Here is a 20,040-nt window from a genome sequence, read left to right on the forward strand (position 1 = left end):
GTCAGCCCTTGAAGACCTTCTCGGCGCTGCTCTGCCACTCCCGCAGGATCGCGTCGATCTGGTCCGGCTTGTCGATGAACTTGATCAGCGCGGTGTCCGCGGTCGGCTGGAGCGCGTCGTTCGAGTCGCGGTTGAAGAACTGGGTCAGCTCCTTGGCCTCGTCCAGCATCGCCTTGCCCTTGACCACCAGCGGCGAGTCGACCGCCTTCGCCTTGGGGTTGGCCGGCAGCACGATGCCGGAGCTGGCCTTGACGTACGCCTCCTGCGCCTCGACTCCGGCGAGGTAGGCGAGCAGGGCCCTGGTGCCGGTCGGGTTGGCGGTCTTCGCGCTGGCGAAAAAGCCGTCCGTCGGGGCCTCCTCGGCCAGTGGCACCGCCGGATCGATGACCGGGAACCGGAAGAAGTCCAGGTCGCCGAGGGCGTCCTTGGGTGCCGCGTCGGCGAAGAACGTGCCGATCAGGAACATGCCGGTCTTGCCGGCCAGCAGCGCGGTGGTCGCCTCCTGGAACGGGTACGCCTTGCCCTTCGGGTCGAAGTAGGGCAGGGCCTCGCGCCAGCGGGTGAAGACCGCCTTGACCCGGGGGTCGTCGAAGCGCTGCTTGCCGGCGAGCAACTCGCGGTGGAAGGGTGCGCCGTTGATCCGGATGTTGAGGTAGTCGAACCAGGCCGAGGCCACCCAGGGGGTGTCGCCCAGGCCGATGCCGATCGGCGGCACGCCCTTGCTCTTCAGCGTCTCGCAGAGGGCCAGGAAGTCGGTCCAGGTCTTCGGCTCCCGCACGCCCCACTTGGCGAAGTTGGACTTGCGGTAGAAGAAGCCCCACCAGTAGTTGTTCATCGGAACGAAGATCTGCTTGCCGCTGGCGTCGGTGGAGAGGGTGCGCAGCGACTGGGGGTAGTCGCCCAGCGACTTCCAGACGTCGGAGACGTCCAGCAGCAGGTCCTTGCTGGCGTAGTCGTTGGCGACCGAGCCCGCGTACCAGGTGTAGAGGTCCGGCGGGTTGGCCGAGGTCAGGTAGGTCGGCAGCTGGACCCGGAAGGTCTCCGAGGCGATCGTGTTGAGCCTCGCCGTGCCCTTGCCCTGCGCGTTGAAACTCTCGATCAGCTTCTCCATCGCCGCCTTGGCCTGCGGCGAGGAGAGGTTGGACTGGATGGTGATCGCGCCCGAGCCGTCGCTCGTCGTCGGCCCACCCGCGGAGCTGGCGCACGCGCTGAGGAGCGAGCCGGCGCCGAGTGCGCCCAGGCCGGCAAGCCCGAGGTGGCCGAGGAACTGCCGGCGACCGGGGTCGAAGTCGCTCACGGAGGTATCCCTTCCTCTACGACACGTAGCGTCACCGCGCTTTGTGTCGTCCATGTGAATGCTGTGCCGAGAAGGTTGCATCGCCCCTCCCCGGCTGTCAAGATATCTTCGTAATTAATGGTTAGACGAGACCAAGGCGAGAGTCAGGTGGATCAGCATATGCGCCGACTTGAGGGCAAGAATGCGCTGGTCACCGGCGCGATGGGCGGGATCGGCGCCGCCACCGCCCGGCGACTCGCCGCCGACGGAGCAGCCGTCGCGCTGCTCGACGTGCACGACACGACACCGCTGGCCGACGAACTGACCGCCGGCGGCGACCGAGCACTTTCCGTAATGGGCGATGTCAGCGACGAGGCCGACTGGACGGCCGCCGTCGCGGCCACGCGGGCCGGCCTCGGCCCGGTCGACATCCTGGTCAGCGCCGCCTACGCCGTGCAGGTCGCGCCAGCACACGAAACCAGCCGGCAATCCTGGGACCACCAGCTCGGCGTCAGCCTCACCGGCTCCTTCCTCGGCGTCCGCGCCTGCCTGGACGACCTGCGGGCAGGCTCGGGCGCGGTGGTGCTGATCTCCTCGGTGCACGCGCTGGTGGGGTTGCCCGGCCGGCCCGCGTACGCCGCGGCCAAGGGCGGCCTGGTCGCGCTCGGCCGCCAGCTCGCCGTGGAGTACGGCCCGCGGGTGCGGGTCAACACCGTGCTGCCGGGGCCCATCCTCACCGGCGCCTGGGCCGACGTGTCCGAAGAGGACCGGGAGCGCAGCGTCGCGCAGACCGTGGCGCAGCGCTTCGGCACACCGGACGAGGTGGCCGCCACGGTCGCCTTCCTCGCCTCACCGGACGCCGCCTACATCACCGGCGCGAGCCTCGTGGTGGACGGTGGATGGACAGCGGTGAAAGCCTCGGCCTGAGAGAGATCGATACCGACCAGCGAAAAGGCCAGGAGAGCATTGGCACAGTACGCACGCCGCGGCGTCCACGGGCAAACCGTCGAAGCGATCGCCCGTCGCATCCTCACCGGGGAGATCGCCGCCGGCGCGACCCTGAACATCGTCGCGTTGCAGGAGGAGTTCGACGTCAGCCTGACGGCGTTACGCGAGGCACTGAAGGTCCTGTCGGCAAAAGGCATCGTCGACGCCCGGCAGAAGCGCGGCACCTTCGTCCGGCCCCGTGCGGACTGGAACCTGCTCGACGGCGACGTGATCCGCTGGCAGTTCGCCGGGGACACCGACCAGCGGCTGCTCGACCAACTGCACGAGGTGCGCGCCATCATCGAGCCGGCCGCCGCGCGTCTGGCGGCCACCCGCGCCAGCGAGGACGACCTGGCCGCGCTCGACCGGGCACTGGCCGAGATGGCAGCGGCCAACGGTGACTCCGGCGCCGCCGTCGCCGCCGACCTCGCCTTCCACCGCGCGCTGCTCGCCGCCACCCACAACGAGCTACTGGAACGGATGGAGGTGGTGATGGAGACCGGGCTCGCCGAACGGGACCGTCTGGTGCACGGCGGCGCCGCGCACGACGACCCGGTGCCCAGCCACCGTGCGGTGGTCGACGCGCTGCGCGAGCGGGACGCCGCGGCGGCCGAGTCCGCCATGCGTGAGTTGCTGGACAAGGCCGTCCGCGACGTGGAGAAGGCACGGGGACAGAGGAGCAGTCAGTGAAGATCGAACGGATCGAGACCTTCCTCGTCGCGCCACGGTGGTTGTTCTGCCGGGTGGAGACCGACGACGGGCTGGTCGGATGGGGTGAACCGGTGGTCGAGGGGCGCGCCGAAGTGGTGCGAACCGCGGTCGAGGTGCTCTCCGAATACCTGATCGGCGCGGATCCACTCCGCATCGAGCAGCACTGGCAGGTGCTCACCAAGGGCGGCTTCTACCGGGGCGGCCCGATCCTCTCCAGCGCGGTCGCCGGCCTCGACCAGGCACTCTGGGACATCGCCGGGCAGGCGTACGCCGCGCCGGTACACGCGCTGCTCGGTGGGCCGGTGCGTGACCGGGTCCGGATCTACTCGTGGATCGGCGGGGACGAGCCCGACGAGGTGGCCGACGCCGCCGCCGCACAGCTCGCCGCCGGCCTCACCGGGGTCAAGATGAACGCCTGCGGGCGGCTGGCTCCCATCCCCACCTCCGCCGAGGTGGACGCCGTGGTCGGCCGGGTCGCCGCCGCCCGGGAGGTGCTCGGCCCCGACCGGGACATCGCGCTCGACTTCCACGGCCGGTCCGGGCTGGCGGCCGTCCGCCGGATCCTGCCGGAGCTGGCCCCGCTGCGCCCGTTCTTCGTGGAGGAACCGGTCCTGCCCGACCAGGCCCACCACCTGCGCGACATCGTCGCCGGCACGCCGATCCCGGTGGCCACCGGCGAGCGGCTCTACGGCCGCGCCGAGTTCCTCGGCCCGTTGCAGGCCGGGGTCGCCGTGGTCCAGCCGGACCTGTCGCACGCCGGCGGGATCTCCGAGGTCCGCCGGATCGCCGCGCTGGCCGAGACGTACGGCGCGCTACTCGCCCCGCACTGCCCACTCGGCCCGATCTCCCTGGCGGCCAGCCTCCAGGTGGCCTTCGCGACACCGAACTTCCTGATCCAGGAGCAGAGCATCGGCATCCACTACAACGCCGGCTCGGAACTGCTGGACTACCTGGTCGACCCGGAGCCGTTCCGGTTCGTGGACGGGCACATCGCCCGCTTCGACCGGCCCGGGCTGGGCATCACGGTGGACGAGGCGGCGGTACGCGCGGCCGCCCGTACCCCGCACGCCTGGCGCAACCCCGTCTGGCAACACGCCGACGGGTCGTTCGCGGAATGGTGACCGGCGCGGAGCCGGTGCCGCTGCGCGCGTCGTGCGACGCGGCGCACGGCGGCCGGTGGACCAGCCTGCGCGGCGGCGGCCGGGAGTGGCTCTGGCGCGGCCCCGAGCCCGGCCGGCACGAGGTACGCCCCGACGACGGGTTCATCGACGCCGGCGGGTTGGAGGAGTGCCTGCCCACCGTGCGCGGCCGACCCGACCACGGCGAGGTGTGGTCGCGGCCGTGGACAGCCGCCGGCACCGACACCGCCGACACCCTGGTCATCGAGCGGCCGACGTTCACCCTGAGCCGCCGGATCACCGACCGGGATGGTGTGGTGGTGGCCGACTACCGGCTGGCCGCCGACCCCGGTCACCGGTTCGTCTGGGCCGCGCACGCCCTTCTCGACCTCTCCCCCTCGGCCCGCCTCGACGCGCCCGTCGGCACCCCGACCCGGCTGCACCCCGAGGCCGCCGCACTACTGCCGCCCGGCACCTGGCCCACCGGCGCCCCTGGCTGACCGGGCCGTGGCCGGCCCCCGCCGGGCTGGCGCTGGACACCCTCGGCCCGGTCGACGGGACCGCGCTCGGCGCGGTGCTGCTCGACTGCCCCCGGGTCCAGGTGATCGACGGCGTCGACCGGCTGACCCTGGAACTGCGGTGCCCGGGCCAGCCACGCAGCACCGCGCTCTGGCGCAACCTGGGTGGCTGGCCGGCCGACGCCGCCTACCGCAGCATCGGCGTCGAACCGATGCTCGGCGCTGCCTTCGACCTGGCCGACGCCGGCCCGGCCGACGCGGCAGTCGTGCCGCCCGCCGGTGAGGTCACCTGGCGACTCACCATCTCCGCCCATCGCATCCACCGAGGACACCCGCGATGAACCTGCTCGACGAACTGCGTACCCACCGGCTGCTGGCCATCGTGCGCGGCCCGGACCCGGCCGCGGCGCTGACCGCCGTGCTCACCCTGGCCGAGAGCGGCGTCGCGCTGGTCGAGGTCTCGCTGACAAGCGCCGACGCGCTGGGCACCATCCGGCGCGCCCGAGCCGCCCTCGGGCCCGACTTCGCCCTGGGCGCGGGCACCGTGCTCGGCGCCGACGACGCCCGCGCGGCGGCCGACGCGGGCGCCGGTTTCCTGGTCACCCCGGCGCTGGCACCGAGCCTCGCCGAGGGCGCCCGGCTCGGGCTGCCGGTGCTCGCCGGGGCACTCACCCCCACCGAGGTGGTGCAGGCCAGCAGCGGCGGGGCCACCGCGATCAAGCTCTTTCCGGCCTCCCTCGGGGGGCCCGACTACCTCGGCGCGCTGCGTGACCCGTTCCCCGGCACCGCGTTCGTGCCGGTCGGTGGGGTCGACGCGGACGGTGCGCGGCGCTACCTCGACCGCGGTGCGGTCGCGGTCGGCGTCGGCTCCCGCTGCTCGGCGGTGCCGTCCACGGCGGCGACCCGGCGGCACTGCGCGAACGCGCCGCGGCGTTCCTCACGGCGGTCCGGCAATGACCGACCTGCTCACCCTCGGTGAGACGATGACGGCCTTCCGCAGCACCGGGCCGCTGCGGCTGGGCGGCACCGCCGGGATCTCGGTCGCCGGGTCGGAGTCGACGGTGGCGATCGGGCTGGCCCGGCTCGGTCACCGGGCCGCCTGGGTCGGGGTCACCGGCGCCGACGAGCCCGGCGAGCTGATTCGCCGTACGCTGCGCGCCGAAGGCGTCGACCTGACCTGGTCCCGGGTCGACCCGACCGCGCCCACCGGGCTGATCCTCGTCGAGAACCGGGTCGCCGACATCAACCGGGTCACCTACCACCGCGCCGGATCGGCCGGCTCCCGGCTGGGCCCGGCCGACGTGACCCGTGCCTTCGACACGCCCGGGCCGTCGCCCCGGCTGCTGCACGTCACCGGCATCACCTGCGCGCTGGGCGTCGAGCCGTACCAGGCGGTGGTAGCGGCCGTGCGGCGCGCCCACGCGGCGGGCAGCACGGTCTGCCTGGACGTCAACCACCGGCAGCGGCTCTGGTCGGTCACCGAGGCCGCCGCCGCCCTACGACCGCTGCTGCCCTCGATCGACCTGGTGGTCGCCTCCGACGACGAACTGGCCGTACTGACCGGTGCGCCCGATCCGGTCGAAGCCCTGCTCTCGGAGGGCGTGACCGAGGTCGTGGTCAAACACGGCGCCGGCGGAGCGACCAGCCACCGCGCGACCGGCACGGCGCACCGCCCGGCCCGGACGGTGCCGGTGGTGGACACCGTCGGCGCCGGTGACGCCTTCGTGGCCGGGCTGCTCTCCGGCTGGCTGGACGGTGCCGACGCACCGGCCCGGCTGGACCGGGCAGTCACCACCGGCGCGTTCGCGGTCGCCACCCGCGGCGACTGGGAGGGCCTGCCCGGCCGGGCGGAGCTGACCCTGCTCGACCACGGCCCCGGCGGTACTGTCCGCTGACCGCTACGGTGGCCGACCGCCGCCTTGGCACACCCCCTAGTTGGAGGAACAGCATGGAGCTGACCGAGCCGACCGTGTGGAGCACCGACCGGTTGGAGCTGGGCGAAGGGCTGCGCTGGGTCGACGACCGACTGGTCCTGGTCGACCTGCTGGCCGGACGGCTGCTGGAGGCCAACGGCGCCGGGCCGGCCCCGCTACGGGAACTACGCCGCCTCGACGTTCCGCTCGGCGCGGTAGCCCCGGTGGCCGACCGGCCCGGCGACCTGCTGGCCGCCGCCGGGACCGGCGTCAGCCTGCTGCCCGTCACCGGTGACCCCCGACCGGTCGTCGACCTGGTGGGCGACGCCCCTGAGCCGACCCGGATGAACGACGCGGTCGCCGACCCGCACGGCCGGTTCTGGGCCGGCAGCATGACGTACGCCGGGATACCCGGCGGGGGCACGCTGTACCGGCTGAACCCCGGCGCGGTGCCGGTGCCGGCGGTGACCGGGCTGACCATCCCGAACGGGCCGGCGTTCGACGCCACCGGCACCACCATGTACCTCGCCGACTCGCCACCCGGCGAGGTCGACCGTTTCACCGTCGACCCGGGCACCGGCGACCTGCACGGACGGGAGCCGTTCCTGCGCCTGGCCCCCGCCGACGGCAGCCCGGACGGCATGGCGGTCGACGCGGCGGGTCACCTCTGGGTCGCGCTCTGGGGCGGTTCGGCCGTGCGCCGCTACCGGCCGGACGGCAGCCTCGACCGGGAGATCCGGCTGCCGGCCGCCCAGCCGGCCGGTATCTGCCTGGGCGGCCCCGGGCTGCGCCGACTCTTCATCGGCACCGCCCGCCTGGGGCTCACCTCGCCCGGCCCGACGGACGGCGCGGTGCTCGCCGTCGACGTCCCGGTCCCCGGCCTACCCACCGCGCACGCCACCGCACCCGGCGCGGACTGACCGGGACCAAGCTGGTCGACCCCGTGGGTCAGGTGGCGGGGAGGCGTACCTCGAATCGGCAACCGCGGTCGATGTTGCGTACGTCCACCCGGCCGCCGTGCGCCTCGACGAGGCCGCGCACGATGGCCAGGCCGAGTCCTCCCCCGCCGCCTGAGTCGGCCGCCCCGGGGTGCGGGCGCGCTCGCCTCGGAACGCGACGTCGAAGACCCGGTCCAGGTCGTCGCCGGGGATCCCGCCGCAGGTGTCGGAGACGGCCAGCCACACGTTGTCGGATTCGTGGCCGGCGGCGATGTGTACGCTCCCGTCCTCCGGTGTGTAGCGGACGGAGTTGATCAGCAGGTTGCTGACGATCCGGGCGAGTTCGCGTTCGCCGGCCCGGACGTGGGGCCAGCCGCTGTCCGCGGCGACCAGGTGGATCCGGCGGCGGGCGGCGAGCGGCGCGACGCCGGCGATCGCGTCGGACACCACGTCGCGTAACGGCACGATGGTGGGTACGAGCCGCAGCGCGCCGGCGTTGATCCGGGACAGCTCGAACAGGTCGTCGACGAGTTGGGCCATCCGGTCGGTCTCCACCCGGATGCGCCGGTGGTATTCGTCGACGATGGCCGGGTCGTGGATGATCCGGTCCTCGAGGGCCTCGGCCATGGCCCGCAGCCCGGCCAGGGGGGTGCGCAGGTCGTGTGACACCCATGCCACGAGTTCCCGGCGACCGGCCTCAAGCCGCCGTTCGCGTTCTCGGGCTGTCTGGGCCCAGACCGCGGAGGCGGCCAGCCGGCTGCCGAAAACGGCGCCGACGGCGAGGCTGATCACCGCGGAGGCGCTGACCGTCACGAGGACGACCCACAGGTCGTGCGGCGACAGGAACATCGCCTGGGCGACCGTGGCGACTCCGGCGACCACGGCGAGTACGGTGACGGCGAGGAGGACCAGGACGTGGACGAGAATCGAGCGCCCGCGCAGCAACCGCAGCGCTGCGGCGCCGGCCAGGCCGACGACGCCTCCGGCGGCGAGGGCGTAGAGCCCGATGAGCAGCGTGTCGTTCACTGGCCGGCGTCCTCGTCGAGTGGGTCGTAGCGGTATCCGACACCCCAGACGGTGCGGATGCGGCGCGGTTCGGCCGGGTCGTCCTCGATCTTCTCGCGCAGGCGGCGGACGTGCACGGTGACTGTCGACTGGTCGCCGAACTGCCATCCCCAGACCTTGTCCAGCAGGTCGCCGCGGGACCACGCGCGCCCGGGATGGTGCATGAGGAAGATCAGGAGATCGATTTCCCGGGCGGTCAGCGACAGCGGCGTGCCGTTCATCCTGGCGACGCGGCGGGCGGTGTCCACGGTCAGTGCCGCGTCGGTCAGCTTCGCGGGGACGGTGGGATGGGCGGTGTGCGTGGCGGTGCGGCGTAGCACGGAGCGGACACGCAGCACGAGTTCGCGGGGCGAGAAGGGTTTGGTCACGTAGTCGTCGGCGCCGACCTCCAGCCCGAGGACGCGGTCGGCCTCCTCACCGAGGGCGGTGAGCATGATCACCGGCAGGTCGGGCAGTTGCCGCCGGATTCGGCGGCAGACCTCGAGGCCGTCGATGCCGGGCATCATGAGGTCGAGCACCACGAGGTCGGGGCGCTGCGCGGCGATCGCGGCGAGGCCGTCGGCGCCGTCGGCGGCCAGCTGGACCTGGCAGCCGGCCTGCTCCAGGTAACGCCGGACGACGTCACTGACCGTCGGGTTGTCGTCAACCACCAGCACCCGGTGTCCCATCCCAGCCACGCTATCGACCGGGGGTCACGGACCGCCCCCGCCGGGCCTTTCGGATTTCTTACGATCTGTCGCCGTCCGGCGCAGCCGGACAGGTAGCACGCCGGCCAGCAGCGTCGCGCCGGCGATGACGAGCAGGACGGCGACGAGATTGCGGCCGTACGGCAACGGCAGCACCGACGGGTTGTCGGCCGAGCGTCCGAATCCCAGGGCCAGCGGCAGCCCTACCACGGTCACCGCCGCGGCGGTGACCGCGGCGATCCGGGCCGTCGACCGGTACCGCGGCGGGACGCGGGTCAGCGCGGCGCCGACGGTCAGGACTGCCGCCATCCAGACGACATCGTGGCCCACCAGCACGGCGGCCAGGAAGAGCAGCACACCGGCCGGAGCCAGGTCGCTGTCGGTGAGAGCACCGACGACGGCGTACGCCATGAGCAGGCAACCACCGGTGATCAACACGGTCCGGGTTCCCATCACGACTCCCGTACGGTGATCCGGCTGATCCACTTGGTCTGCAGCACGCCGGGCCGGTTCGGCGCTATCAGCCGCGCCGGATAGCCGTGGTCGATGTGCAGGGGCTCGCCACCCAACCGCAGCGCGACCAGGGTCAGCGGATCTCCAACGTGTTCGGGCGGCACGGTGCAGCTGCGGTATCGGCCGCCCACCTGCAACGACTCGACCACGGCGTGGGCGTGTCGCGGATCGGCACCCACCAGCGCGACCAGATCGCGTAACCGCACGCCGGTCCACGTCGCGGTGGCACTCCAGCCCTCCACGCAGGCGATGGGCAGGTCCGCGGTGTGCTGCGGAAGTCCGGTGAGGGCGGCGAGATCCAGGCTGACGCTCCGGCCCGGTCCGGTGACCCGCAGCCGGTACGCCGGATCGAGCGCCGCGGCGCGCACGCCGGCGCCGTCCGCGGTCCTGTTCACCGGCAGGCCCTGCGGTCCGGCACCGGGATGGCGTGGGGCGAGCACCGCGAGACCGGCCAGCGGTCGGATCGTCTGCCCGACCGTGGTCAGGGTGATCAGCCCGGATGCGGCGGCGACGCCGCCGAGCAGCCCGCGCCGGCTCAGCCCGTCCTGCCGCGGCTCGCCGGTGGGGCGGGCGAGCGCGGCGCGGACCGCCGGCAGTTGTACGCCGATGTGCACCAGGAGCCCGCCGACCGCCAGCCAGGCCACCCAGTAGTGCCCGGCGGTGAAGAAGAACGGCATCGGCGCATACCAGCGGGAGATGTTGAGGACGCCACTGACCAGCAGAAACAGCGCTGCGGCGACAAGCACCCCGGCGCCGACACGTTCGGCCGCGTGGGCGACCGAGCGAGCCGGCGGCCAGCTGAACAGGCGCGGGTAGACCGACCACAGTTTGGCGCCGAGCAGCGGCACCGAGGCGAGACCGGTCGCCACGTGCACCCCCTGGGTGAACCGGTAGAGCCCCACCGGGCGGGCCGGCCACCAGAACCAGCCCGGCGGGTGCTGGATCAGGTGGCTGAGCAGACCGGTGACGAAGCAGACGCCGAACGCCACGCCGAGGGCGGCGCCGAGCTGACTGGTCAGCCGGGCCGACCGCAACCCGGACCGGAACACCCCGGGGCGCAGCGGTCCGCGCCGCAGTGCCACCGGCGGTGCCGGCAGTGGTGCCAGACACCACTGGGCGAACCGCCGCAGAACCGCCGGGCGACCGGTCACCGCGGTGTCAGGGTGGCGAACCATCGGCCGGCCTCCGTCCAGGTGTCGACAACGCGCATCGCCGTGGCGCCGGCCAGCCCGGGAAGACCGTCGAGGGGGACGCAGGCCCAGCGCAGCGCGCGGTCGGCACCTTCCGGGGTCTGCACGACGGCCGTGCCGGACCAGGCGGGCGTGCCGGCCGCCGCCAACTCCAGATGGAGTTGCCCGTCGGCGGCCAGCAGTTGGCGGCAGCGGCGAAGCAGCCGGTGCGGGTCACCGCCGATGCCGATGTTGCCGTCGGCCAGCAGCAGATGGCGCCAGCGGCCGGCACCGGGCACCGGACCGAAGACGTCGCGTTGCAACGCGGGCGCACCGCGTCGGCGGGCCAGGCGGACCGCGCTGGCGCTGAGGTCGATGCCGAGGGCCGGTCGACCGGCGTCGACGAGTGCGCCGGTGAGCCGGCCGGGGCCGCAGCCGACGTCGAGGGTGTGCCCGGTGCAGCACCCGATCAGCGCATCGTCTCCGGCGATCGCGTCCCGGCACCAGGCGGCCGGGTCGAATCGGTACACACCGCCGCTGGCGTGCCGGGCCGTGAACGCGGCCGGGATGCCCGCCGCGGCCCGGTCGATCGCGGTGTCGAAGACCGCGACGGCGTTCACCGGGCGACCGGGGCGGGCAACGGCAACTCGGCGGCGACGGCACGGGCGAACCGGCTGTCCGGCGGGCACAGCGTCGCCACCGCCCGGGCGTCGGCCGCGGTGTCCACGTCGCACAGCCGAGGCATCAGGTGCACCCGCAGGCCGCGACGGCGCAACGCGGCCAGGGTTCGCCTGCCGGTGGTCGCCGTGGAGGTCGGGATGGTACGCAGCACGGTGGCGTGGCCGGGGTCGCGCAGGCCCAACGTCCACCAACCGCCGTCGGTGGCCGGGCCGAGCACCGCGTCCGGGCCGCCCGCCGTGCCGAGCAGCCTCCGGGCCGCGTCGAGGTGATCGACGGCGAGTTGCGGAGTGTCCATGCCGATCAGGACGGCGGGCGTGCCGGTTGTCCTCGTGTCCGCGAACGCGTTGGCGAGGCGGTCGCCGAGGGAGTCGCCTCGCTGGGTGAGCGTCGCCCAGCCCGGCGGGGCCGGGTAGTCGCCGTCCACGACGAGGACCCGGGAGCCGGCCGCGGCCGTGGTGACCGTGTCGAGGGTGTCGGCCAGGGCGGCGGCGGCGATCCGGGCCGCCTGCTCGGGGGTGCAGGGTGGGCAGAGCCGCGTCTTGACCCGTCCTGGTGCCGGCGCCTTGGCCAGCACCAGGACCCGAGGAGCGCTCACCGGGCCAGCACCGCGCTCATGTCGCGGACGGCACGGGCGGTGCCGAGCAGGCTGCCGGTCACCTTCGAGCGGGTGCCGGCCGCCCTCGGGTGGTAGTCGACGTCGATCTCGACCACCCGCCAGCCGGCCCGATCAGCCGCGATCAGCAGCTCCAACGGGTAGCCGAAGCGGCGGTCGCGCAGCCCCAGGGCCAGCAGGTCGTCGCGGCGCACGGCCCGCATCGGCCCGATGTCGTGGATGTCCAGGCCGGTCGTGCGGCGCAACCGGTGCGCGAGGACGGCGTTGGCGGCCCTGGCGTGCAGCGGCCACACCCCGACCGACCGGGCGGCGCCGGCCGGTGGCCAACTGCGCCTGCCCGGTGCGCACGCACCCGGCCAGCCTGGGCAGTTGCGCCGGGTCGAAGGAGCCGTCGGCGTCCATCACGCACACCACCCCGTCGGCGGGGTCCGCCGCCACGACACCGGCGTGCACGGCGGCACCGTAGCCGGGTTCGGCCACGCTGATGACCTCCGCACCGTGTGCGCGAGCCACCTTGGCCGAGTCGTCGGTCGAGCCGTTGTCCACCACGATCGGCCGGTAGCCGGCCGGTATCCGGGCCAGCAGGCCGGGCAGTGCCGGTGCCTCGTTCCGGCAGGGAAGAACCACATCGGTCATGTCGCGGACGCTAATCAGGATCGAGCGGGTCAGGTATTACCAGCCGATGATGAAGTCTTACGAGACGCTGACGGCTGCCCGTCACGGCCACCTCCGGCGCCCTGCTGGTTCTAGCGTCGGCGCGTGACCCACGTACTCGTCACCGGCGGAGCCGGTTTCATCGGGACCCATGTCGTCACCGCGCTGCACCGTGCCGGTCATCAGGTGTCCGTCGTGGACGCCGGCCACCCGGGCGCGCACCGCGCGCCGTTGCCGGACACCGTGGCCGGCGCCCGGCTGCGCCGGGTCGACCTGCGCGACCGGGCCGCCGTCGCCGACGCCCTGGCCGGCGTCGACGTGGTCGTGCACCAGGCGGCCATGGTCGGGCTCGGCGTGGACCTCGACGACCTTCCCGAGTACGTCGGCTGCAACGATCTCGGCACCGCCGTACTCCTCGCCGAGATGGCCCGCGCGGGCATCCACCGGCTCGTGCTGGCCAGCTCGATGGTCGTCTACGGCGAGGGTGCCTACACCTGCGCCCGGCACGGTGCGGTGCGTCCCGCCCCACGCGCCGCCACGGACCTGGCCGCCCGCCGGTTCGAGCCGGCCTGCTCCGCCTGTGGCGCCGTCCTGGAGCCGGGGCTCGTCGATGAGGCGGCGCCGGTGGACCCGCGCAGCGTGTACGCCGCCACCAAGGTCGCCCAGGAGCACCTCACGGCGGCCTGGTGCCGGCAGACCGGTGGCACCGTGGTGGCGTTGCGATACCACAACGTGTACGGCCCCGGCATGCCGCGCGACACGCCGTACAGCGGGGTCGCGGCGATCTTCCGGTCCGCGCTGGCGGCCGGGCAGGCGCCGCGGGTGTTCGAGGACGGCCGCCAGCGACGGGACTTCGTCCACGTCGGCGACGTGGCGGCGGCCAACCTCGCCGCGGTGACGGCCACCGGCACCCGCACCGGCTGGCGCGCCTACAACATCGCCTCCGGCCGCCCGGCCACCATCGGCCAGCTGGCCGCCGAACTCGCCCGCGCCGCCAACGGGCCCGCGCCGGTGGTCACCGGCGAGTTCCGGCTCGGCGACGTACGCCACGTGATCGCCTCACCGGCCCGTGCCGAGGCCGAACTCGGGTTCCGCGCAGCGGTCCACCTCGCCGACGGGGTCCGGCAGTTCGCCGACGCACCACTACGCGGATGAGGATGCCGGTCCGGGTCCGACCGCGGCGCAACACCGACCGGGCTGACCTGGTCGCCGTCCTGGTCGCCGTCGGGCTGTTCGCCGCGGCTGCCGCTGTCGGCGGGGTGCTCCACCTGCTGGGACGTCCGGTACACGCCAGTGCGGCCCCGCTGTACGCGCACTGGTGGCCGCACGTCGGCCCGGGCACCCCGCTGGCGTTGGGAGTGGCCGTACTGGTCTGCTGGCGCGGACCCGCGCTGGCAGCACGCCTGCCCTGGCGGCGGCTGCTCGCCCTGTCCTACGCCACCGCGGTGGCCTGGACGCTGTCACTGGCCCTCATCGACGGCTGGCAGCGCGGCATCGCCGACCGGTTGACCACCCGCCACGAATACCTGCACGAGGTCGCCGGCGTCACCGACATCCCCGCCATGCTGGGCGGTTTCACCACCCGGATCCTCGACTTCCAACCGGACTCCTGGACCACCCACGTGGCCGGCCACCCGCCCGGAGCGCTCCTGGTGTTCGTCTGGCTCGACCGGGTCGGGCTGGGCGGCGGCGGCTGGGCCGCTGCGCTGTGCATCCTGATGGCAGCGCTCACCGCCGTCGCCGTGCCGCACACCGTGCGGCTGCTCGGCACCGACGAAGCGGCGCGTGCCGTGCTGCCGTTCGCGGCGTTGTTCCCGGGGGCGGTCTGGGCCGGAGTGTCCGCCGACGGGCTGTTCGCCGGCGTGACCGCCACCGGTGTCGCGCTGCTGGCGCACGGCCTCACCCGGGGTAGCGCGGTCGGCGCGTCGGTCGGCGGCGTGCTGCTGGGTTTCGGCTGCTACCTCTCCTACGGACTGGTGCTGATGGTCCCGATCGCGGTGGCAGTCGTGATCCTGGGTCATCGGCACCGGCCCGCCGCCTGGTGGGCGCTCGGCGGTGCGGCACTGGTCGCCGGCGCGTTCACGGCTGCCGGTTTCGACTGGTCAACCGGCTATCACCTGGTCGTCGAGCGCTACTACCAGGGCATCGCCAGCCGGCGCGCGTACGGCTTCTGGGTCTGGGCCAACCTGGCGACCCTGACCGTCGCCGCCGGCCCGGCGGCCGCCGTCATCCTCCGCCGAGCAGCAGCCGCCGGATGGCGGCCGATCTCGTCGCTGCGGACGCGGGCCGGCATCATCCGGTCGCACCGCGGCAACCCCGGGCACGCCGCATGGCTGCTGCCCCTTGCCGCTGCGGCGGCGATCGCCGCCGCGGACCTGTCCGGCTACAGCAAGGCCGAGGTCGAACGCATCTGGCTGCCCTTCACCGGATGGCTCATGGCGGGCGCCGCCCTCATTCCATCAGCCGGCCGCCGCAGGTGGCTCACCGTGCAGGCGGCGGTGGCTCTCGCGGTCAACCACCTGCTCCTGACGACGTGGTAGGCGTGGCACGGCCGGTTGAGGAGCACCCAGGAGAAACGGTTTCCGACACATTGGAAGGTGAGCGGTGTCCCCATCCGCGGAACTCGCCGTCATCGGCGGCTCGGGTCTCTACGCGCTGCTCGACGGCGCCACGGAACACGTAGTCCAGACACCGTACGGTGCTCCCTCCGACGCGGTGACGATCGCCGACGTGGGTGGCCGTGCGGTGGCGTTCCTCCCCCGGCACGGCCGGGACCACCGGCACCCCGCACACCGGATCCCCTACCGGGCCAACCTGTGGGCGTTGCGGTCGCTCGGGGTACGCCAGGTGCTCGCGCCGTGCGCCGTGGGCGGCCTGCGGCCGGAACTCGGGCCCGGCACGTTCGTGGTGCCCGACCAGCTCATCGACCGGACCAGTGGCCGGGTGCAGACCTACTACGAGCGGGATGCGGTGCACCTCTCCTTCGCCGACCCGTACTGCCCGGTCGGGCGGCACACCCTGCTGGCGGCGGCCACCGGCCGGGGTGTGGACGCGCACGACGGCGGGACGATGGTGGTGGTGGAGGGCCCACGGTTCTCCACCCGTGCCGAATCCCGGTGGTACACGGCGATCGGCGGCGCGGTCGTCAACATGACCGGTCACCCGGAGGCGGTGCTCGCGCGGGAACTGGCCCTCTGCTACAGCTCGATCGCCCTGGTGACCGACCTGGATGCCGGGGTCCAGAGCGGTCACGGGGTGACCCAGGAGGAGGTGTTCCGGGTCTTCGGCGAGAACACCGAGCGGCTGCGTGGGCTGCTGCTCGACGCGATCGCCGCGCTCCCGGTCGAGCGGGACTGCCCCTGTCCACACAGCCTGGACGGCATCAAGCTCCCGATCGAACTGCCCTGAATCCCTGCCCGAGCACGCTGACGCGCCTCCGATCCGGCGCGCGGGCCCGTCCCGGCTGTGCCGTGGAGCGTCCGGTCCGGGGTCGGGCCGGTCCGGCCCGACCCCGGGTCGGTCAGCTGGGCAGGCTCCACTGCTGGTTGGCGCCGCCATGGCACGACCAGAGGATGATCTTTGTGCCGTTGGCGCTGGCGGCGCCGTTGGCATCGACGCAGAGCCCCGACTGGACGTTCGTGATGGTGCCGTTGGGGTTGACGTTCCACTGCTGGTTGAGGCCACCGTGGCAGTCCCAGATGATGACCGCGGTTCCGTTGGCCGTGCCCGCTCCGGAGGCGTCCAGGCACTTGTTGCCGTACACGGTCAGCTGCTTGCTGGCCGTGTTGGTCCACCGCTGGTTGGTGCCGCTTGAGCAGTCCCACAGCTGCACCTCGGTGCCGCTGGTGGTCGTGGAGTTGGGCACGTCGACACAGCGGCCCGACTGGCCACCGACGAGTTGCCCGCTCCATTGACCACCTCCGGCGCTCTGCTGCCGGACGATCGAGGTCGACTCGGCCGACCGGTTGCCCTGGGCGTCGACGACGTAGAGCCGGTACTCACCCTGGGTCGTCGGCACGGCGATGGAGGTGGCCGTCCCGCCCGCGCTGGTCATCGTCGGGCCGGCGGCGAAGGTGGTCGTACCGGAGGGGGCCAGCCAGACCGTCCTGGACGCGTCGCCGGTGCTCCGGATCGGGATCGACGACGTCCCGCTGCTGACGAACGTGCTGGCCGGGAGGACGTAGTTCGGCGTGGAGAGATTGCTCGCCGGGATGATGTCCCGGAACGAGTCCGCGAGGCCGGAATTCACGGCGATGCCATAGGCCACCGCGGGCCAGACATAGTCGGAGGAGACGAGGATGTCATGGATCGTGCTGTTCGGCAGGTTCTTCTGGGAGACCTTGTTGATCGGGCCGTAGATCTGCGTGATGCTCAGATCGTGTTTCCGCCCGAAGTCGTCCGAGTTGATGAGCCAGGTGACATTCTTGTCCACGCTCAGGACGTTGTCGCGGAACGTGATGTACGCCGAGCCCTCGTCCGGGTGAAGTCCGTACTTGTGGCCGGCGGGAACGCCCTGGAGATAGTTGTCGGTGATCGTCGTCCCCGGCTGGCTGCCCAGCGTGTAGATGGGAGCCGTGTCGCTGAGGCGCTGCACGGTGTCGATGATGTGGTTGTGGCTGATGGTGTTGTCTCGCGCCGTCGTGGTGGGTCGATCGGGCACGATCGAACCCGGTGAACCGTCGAAGTTCCACCAGCCCCAGCCCAGCGTGATGCCCGACCACGGCGTTTTCTCGATCCGGTTGTGCTGGATGGTGAGGGTGTCGGCGAAGTACGCCGAGATCGGGCTGTGCCCGTTGAACAGGACCGCACTGTCGTAGAGGTAGTTGTTCCTGATGTCGATGTTCGTCGGCAGCCCCTCGACCTGCGCGGAGTACTTCTCCCGATTGGTCGACGTGCCGTCTCCGATATAGACGTGCTGGGGATGGCCGACGGTGATGGCGGACCCGGCGATGTCGTTGGTGTAGTTGCCGATCAACTGCGTGCCCTGCACGTCGTTGATCATGTTGATCCCGTCGGCGCCGGTGTGTTGGATCCGGTTGCGTTGCAGGAGGATCCCGTCGGCGTTCTGCATGTGGATGATGCCCGGAGTGACGTCGACGTTGCGGTAGTGGTAGACGTGGAAGTTGCCCTTCGCGTACACGTTGGCGCTCAGATTGCCCTGCTGCGCCTGCTTGAAGGCCGAGCCGGCGACGTTGACCAGGTTCCAGTCGGAGTGCTGCACCGTGAGGCCGGAGAACGTGATGTTGCGAGCGTGACTGCTCGTCGAGGCGCCGGCGACCCGCAGCACGGTGGACACGTTGTTCGGCGCGTAGACCGTCGCGGTCGACATGTTCTCGGCGCTGCCCTTGTAGTAGTACAAGGTCCGGCTGCTCCTGTCGAAGTAGAACTCGCCGGGCGTGTCCAGGAACTCGTAGGCGTTCATGACCTTGTGGGCGCCGCCCACCTGGGCGTTGCCGTTGAAGGCACCCTGGGCGATGGCCGCACCCGGCTGCTGGAACAGGGCGACCCGATTCGCCCCGTCGGAACTCGTGGTCACCTGGCGGACTCCCACGATGGCCGTGGTCCAGGTCGTCCCCGTCTCGATCTCGACATCGTCCTGGTTACGGGCGATGGCGGGGAAATCACTCAGGCTGTATTTGGCGCCGTCGCACTGCGATCCGGACTCCCAGGCCCACGAGGCCTGCCCGGCGGTGATGTTGTACGTGCCGTAACACCCCGCCGAGCTGATCGTCTTGGCGGCCATGTACGCGCGCTTGTCATTGACGTAGAGGGCCCGCAACTTGTTGGCGCGATCGAGCGGCGCCTTCCAGATGTTGCCGCTGTGCTGGGACCATCCGGTCACCCGGACACCGCCGTCGAGAACCGGCGTCTCGTTGGGGTAGGCCGCGTACACGACACGAAAACCGTTGGTGCCGGAGTCGCTCGCCCCGAATTCGACCGTGCTGCTGACCGGATAGGTTCCACCCCGGAGATACACGTTGATGTCGCCGGTCATGCTCGCGTTCACCGTACGAACGGCGTCCCGCGCTCGTTGCAGTGTCTTGAACGGGGACTGGATCGTTCCCGGGTTGGCGTCGTTACCGTCCGGGGCGACGTAGTAGGTCTCCTGGGCGGCGGCCGAGGCCGGCATCTGGTTGGTCATCACGGCCGGCAGCGTGGCGGCGACGAGCACCGCCACTGCCAGCAGTGACGTTCGAGCCGTGGACGTGGCTGATTTCACGTGCTGTTCCTCTCACTTGTCGTCGACGTGGTGCCCAATGCGTGCATCGAGCGACGAGTACGGAACAGCGACGCCACCAAGGACCGGCCGGGGGCTTCTGTCGCCCGACCGCACTCTTTTGCCAGATCGCTACGAAAGTCTTGCCCGAAGAGTAGGTCAGACGTGTGATGAATGCAACCATGAATTGGAGGGCGTCTATGCACAAATGGGCGCGGATCGGGCAGAGCGCTCACGCTGCCACCGAGCCCCCGGCTACGTCGTCCGACGAATCCGCCTGACGCCGACTGTCAGCTCGGGGCCAACCCGTTCTGGTACGCCCACACCACGGTCTGCACCCGGTCCCGTACGCCGATCTTGGTCATCGCCCGCCCGAGGTGCGACTTGACCGTGCTGGTCTCGATGAAGAGTTCGTCGGCGATCTCGTTGTTGGACAACCCCTTGGCGAGCAACCGCACGATCTCGGCTTCGCGGGGGGTGAGCTGGTGCGCCGCCGCTGACTCGGGCGGTGCCGCCGGTCGCCGCCGGGCGAACTCCGAGATCACCCGGCGGGTCACGACCTGGTCGACGAGACCGTAGCCGTTCGCCAGCCGACGGATCGCGTCGATCAGGTCCTCGGGCTCGCAGTCTTTGAGGATGAAGCCACTGGCCCCGGATTCGAGTGCGCCGAAGACGTACTCGTCGAGGTCGAACGTGGTCACCACCAGGATGGCTGGCGGCGACTCGGTCGCGGCGGCGAGGATCTCGCGGGTCGCGGTGAGCCCGTCACCGCCGGGCATCCGGACATCCATGCAGATGACGTCGGGGCGCAGCCGGGCAGCCACCGCCACCGCAGACGACCCGCTGGACGCCTCCGCCACCACCTCGATGTCGTCCGCCTGCGCCAGGAGCACCCGGAAACCGGCCCGCACCACCGCCTGGTCGTCAACCAGCATCACCCGGATCGTCCCAGCGCCAGCCTCAGCCTTGATCCCAGAACCG

General features: G+C 72.1%; 19 protein-coding genes and 2 pseudogenes. 11 read left to right on the forward strand and 10 right to left on the reverse strand.

The features are described 5' to 3' along the window. Position 1 precedes the first annotated feature (1 nt). Positions 2-1,297, reverse strand: a complete 1,296-nt coding sequence (locus tag KIF24_RS23070) for an ABC transporter substrate-binding protein (protein ID WP_221085805.1) — start codon at positions 1,295-1,297, stop codon at positions 2-4. 159 nt (positions 1,298-1,456) lie between these two features. On the opposite strand from KIF24_RS23070, the gene KIF24_RS23075 reads away from it, so the two are divergent. The 8 genes from KIF24_RS23075 to KIF24_RS23110 all read left to right on the forward strand — a co-directional run bounded on the left by KIF24_RS23075 (position 1,457) and on the right by KIF24_RS23110 (position 7,443). Beyond that, on the forward strand, positions 1,457-2,203 hold the full coding sequence (locus tag KIF24_RS23075; RefSeq protein WP_221085806.1) for an SDR family NAD(P)-dependent oxidoreductase: 747 nt from the start codon (positions 1,457-1,459) through the stop codon (positions 2,201-2,203). A 39-nt stretch (positions 2,204-2,242) separates the two neighbouring features. Further along, positions 2,243-2,953 (forward strand): FadR/GntR family transcriptional regulator, encoded by a 711-nt coding sequence (locus KIF24_RS23080; protein ID WP_221085807.1) that lies wholly within the window; start codon positions 2,243-2,245, stop codon positions 2,951-2,953. After that, entirely contained in the window at positions 2,950-4,095 is a 1,146-nt protein-coding gene (dgoD, locus tag KIF24_RS23085; protein WP_221085808.1) for a galactonate dehydratase, read from the forward strand. Before KIF24_RS23080 ends, dgoD begins: the two co-directional genes overlap by 4 nt. Further along, positions 4,089-4,592: a PDC sensor domain-containing protein gene (locus tag KIF24_RS23090; RefSeq protein WP_221085809.1), complete on the forward strand. Its 504-nt coding sequence runs from the start codon at positions 4,089-4,091 to the stop codon at positions 4,590-4,592. The genes dgoD and KIF24_RS23090 overlap by 7 nt, the downstream gene beginning before the upstream one ends. 74 nt (positions 4,593-4,666) lie before the next feature. Beyond that, positions 4,667-4,951, forward strand: a complete 285-nt coding sequence (locus tag KIF24_RS23095; protein WP_221085810.1) for a hypothetical protein — start codon at positions 4,667-4,669, stop codon at positions 4,949-4,951. Next, positions 4,948-5,589, forward strand: a complete 642-nt coding sequence (locus tag KIF24_RS23100) for a bifunctional 4-hydroxy-2-oxoglutarate aldolase/2-dehydro-3-deoxy-phosphogluconate aldolase (RefSeq protein WP_230415853.1) — start codon at positions 4,948-4,950, stop codon at positions 5,587-5,589. Before KIF24_RS23095 ends, KIF24_RS23100 begins: the two co-directional genes overlap by 4 nt. Further along, the gene (locus KIF24_RS23105) at positions 5,564-6,505 is read left to right on the forward strand and encodes a sugar kinase (protein WP_221085811.1); all 942 of its coding nucleotides are present in this window, start codon (positions 5,564-5,566) and stop codon (positions 6,503-6,505) included. The genes KIF24_RS23100 and KIF24_RS23105 overlap by 26 nt, the downstream gene beginning before the upstream one ends. 53 nt (positions 6,506-6,558) lie before the next feature. Further along, a complete protein-coding gene (locus tag KIF24_RS23110) occupies positions 6,559-7,443 on the forward strand; it encodes an SMP-30/gluconolactonase/LRE family protein (protein ID WP_221085812.1) in 885 nt (294 codons plus the stop codon). Between the two features lie 28 nt (positions 7,444-7,471). Here the strand turns inward: KIF24_RS23110 and KIF24_RS23115 are convergent. The 7 genes and pseudogenes from KIF24_RS23115 to KIF24_RS34695 all read right to left on the reverse strand — a co-directional run bounded on the left by KIF24_RS23115 (position 7,472) and on the right by KIF24_RS34695 (position 12,824). Next, a pseudogene (locus tag KIF24_RS23115) lies at positions 7,472-8,487 on the reverse strand (sensor histidine kinase). Beyond that, positions 8,484-9,194: a response regulator transcription factor gene (locus tag KIF24_RS23120; RefSeq protein ID WP_221085813.1), complete on the reverse strand. Its 711-nt coding sequence runs from the start codon at positions 9,192-9,194 to the stop codon at positions 8,484-8,486. The pseudogene KIF24_RS23115 and the gene KIF24_RS23120 overlap by 4 nt, the downstream one beginning before the upstream one ends. A 24-nt stretch (positions 9,195-9,218) precedes the next feature. Further along, complete coding sequence (locus KIF24_RS23125) at positions 9,219-9,665, reverse strand: hypothetical protein (RefSeq protein ID WP_221085814.1); 447 nt, start codon at positions 9,663-9,665, stop codon at positions 9,219-9,221. Further along, a complete protein-coding gene (locus KIF24_RS23130; RefSeq protein WP_221085815.1) occupies positions 9,665-10,900 on the reverse strand; it encodes a molybdopterin-dependent oxidoreductase in 1,236 nt (411 codons plus the stop codon). Before KIF24_RS23130 ends, KIF24_RS23125 begins: the two co-directional genes overlap by 1 nt. Next, a complete protein-coding gene (locus tag KIF24_RS23135) occupies positions 10,873-11,514 on the reverse strand; it encodes a class I SAM-dependent methyltransferase (protein WP_331461249.1) in 642 nt (213 codons plus the stop codon). Before KIF24_RS23135 ends, KIF24_RS23130 begins: the two co-directional genes overlap by 28 nt. Beyond that, the gene (locus KIF24_RS23140; protein ID WP_221085817.1) at positions 11,511-12,170 is read right to left on the reverse strand and encodes a TIGR04282 family arsenosugar biosynthesis glycosyltransferase; all 660 of its coding nucleotides are present in this window, start codon (positions 12,168-12,170) and stop codon (positions 11,511-11,513) included. Before KIF24_RS23140 ends, KIF24_RS23135 begins: the two co-directional genes overlap by 4 nt. After that, a pseudogene (locus KIF24_RS34695) lies at positions 12,167-12,824 on the reverse strand (glycosyltransferase family 2 protein). The gene KIF24_RS23140 and the pseudogene KIF24_RS34695 overlap by 4 nt, the downstream one beginning before the upstream one ends. A gap of 123 nt (positions 12,825-12,947) precedes the next feature. Here KIF24_RS34695 and KIF24_RS23150 point away from each other — a divergent pair. The 3 genes from KIF24_RS23150 (at position 12,948) to KIF24_RS23160 (ending at position 16,250) form a co-directional block, all read left to right on the forward strand. Beyond that, the gene (locus tag KIF24_RS23150) at positions 12,948-13,997 is read left to right on the forward strand and encodes an NAD-dependent epimerase/dehydratase family protein (protein ID WP_221085818.1); all 1,050 of its coding nucleotides are present in this window, start codon (positions 12,948-12,950) and stop codon (positions 13,995-13,997) included. After that, the gene (locus tag KIF24_RS23155) at positions 13,994-15,382 is read left to right on the forward strand and encodes a hypothetical protein (RefSeq protein ID WP_221085819.1); all 1,389 of its coding nucleotides are present in this window, start codon (positions 13,994-13,996) and stop codon (positions 15,380-15,382) included. The genes KIF24_RS23150 and KIF24_RS23155 overlap by 4 nt, the downstream gene beginning before the upstream one ends. Positions 15,383-15,446: 64 nt before the next feature. Continuing rightward, positions 15,447-16,250, forward strand: a complete 804-nt coding sequence (locus KIF24_RS23160; protein ID WP_221085820.1) for an S-methyl-5'-thioadenosine phosphorylase — start codon at positions 15,447-15,449, stop codon at positions 16,248-16,250. A gap of 112 nt (positions 16,251-16,362) precedes the next feature. On the opposite strand, the gene KIF24_RS23165 is transcribed toward KIF24_RS23160, so the two are convergent. Both KIF24_RS23165 and KIF24_RS23170 read right to left on the reverse strand, forming a co-directional pair. Next, on the reverse strand, positions 16,363-19,062 hold the full coding sequence (locus KIF24_RS23165; RefSeq protein WP_221085821.1) for an RICIN domain-containing protein: 2,700 nt from the start codon (positions 19,060-19,062) through the stop codon (positions 16,363-16,365). A gap of 287 nt (positions 19,063-19,349) precedes the next feature. After that, on the reverse strand, positions 19,350-19,994 hold the full coding sequence (locus KIF24_RS23170) for a response regulator (protein ID WP_221085822.1): 645 nt from the start codon (positions 19,992-19,994) through the stop codon (positions 19,350-19,352). Positions 19,995-20,040 lie beyond the last annotated feature (46 nt).

This window comes from Micromonospora tarapacensis, assembly GCF_019697375.1.
GTDB lineage: Bacteria > Actinomycetota > Actinomycetes > Mycobacteriales > Micromonosporaceae > Micromonospora > Micromonospora tarapacensis.

Coding starts and splice junctions, on each gene's coding strand:
- KIF24_RS23130 (WP_221085815.1), bottom strand. CDS start 10,900: ATGGTTCGCCACCCTGACACCGCGGTGACCGGTCGCCCGGCGGTTCTG.
- KIF24_RS23170 (WP_221085822.1), bottom strand. CDS start 19,994: ATGCTGGTTGACGACCAGGCGGTGGTGCGGGCCGGTTTCCGGGTGCTC.
- KIF24_RS23120 (WP_221085813.1), bottom strand. CDS start 9,194: ATGGGACACCGGGTGCTGGTGGTTGACGACAACCCGACGGTCAGTGAC.
- KIF24_RS23110 (WP_221085812.1), top strand. CDS start 6,559: ATGGAGCTGACCGAGCCGACCGTGTGGAGCACCGACCGGTTGGAGCTG.
- KIF24_RS23155 (WP_221085819.1), top strand. CDS start 13,994: ATGAGGATGCCGGTCCGGGTCCGACCGCGGCGCAACACCGACCGGGCT.
- KIF24_RS23090 (WP_221085809.1), top strand. CDS start 4,089: ATGGTGACCGGCGCGGAGCCGGTGCCGCTGCGCGCGTCGTGCGACGCG.
- KIF24_RS23100 (WP_230415853.1), top strand. CDS start 4,948: ATGAACCTGCTCGACGAACTGCGTACCCACCGGCTGCTGGCCATCGTG.
- KIF24_RS23105 (WP_221085811.1), top strand. CDS start 5,564: ATGACCGACCTGCTCACCCTCGGTGAGACGATGACGGCCTTCCGCAGC.
- KIF24_RS23075 (WP_221085806.1), top strand. CDS start 1,457: ATGCGCCGACTTGAGGGCAAGAATGCGCTGGTCACCGGCGCGATGGGC.
- KIF24_RS23125 (WP_221085814.1), bottom strand. CDS start 9,665: ATGGGAACCCGGACCGTGTTGATCACCGGTGGTTGCCTGCTCATGGCG.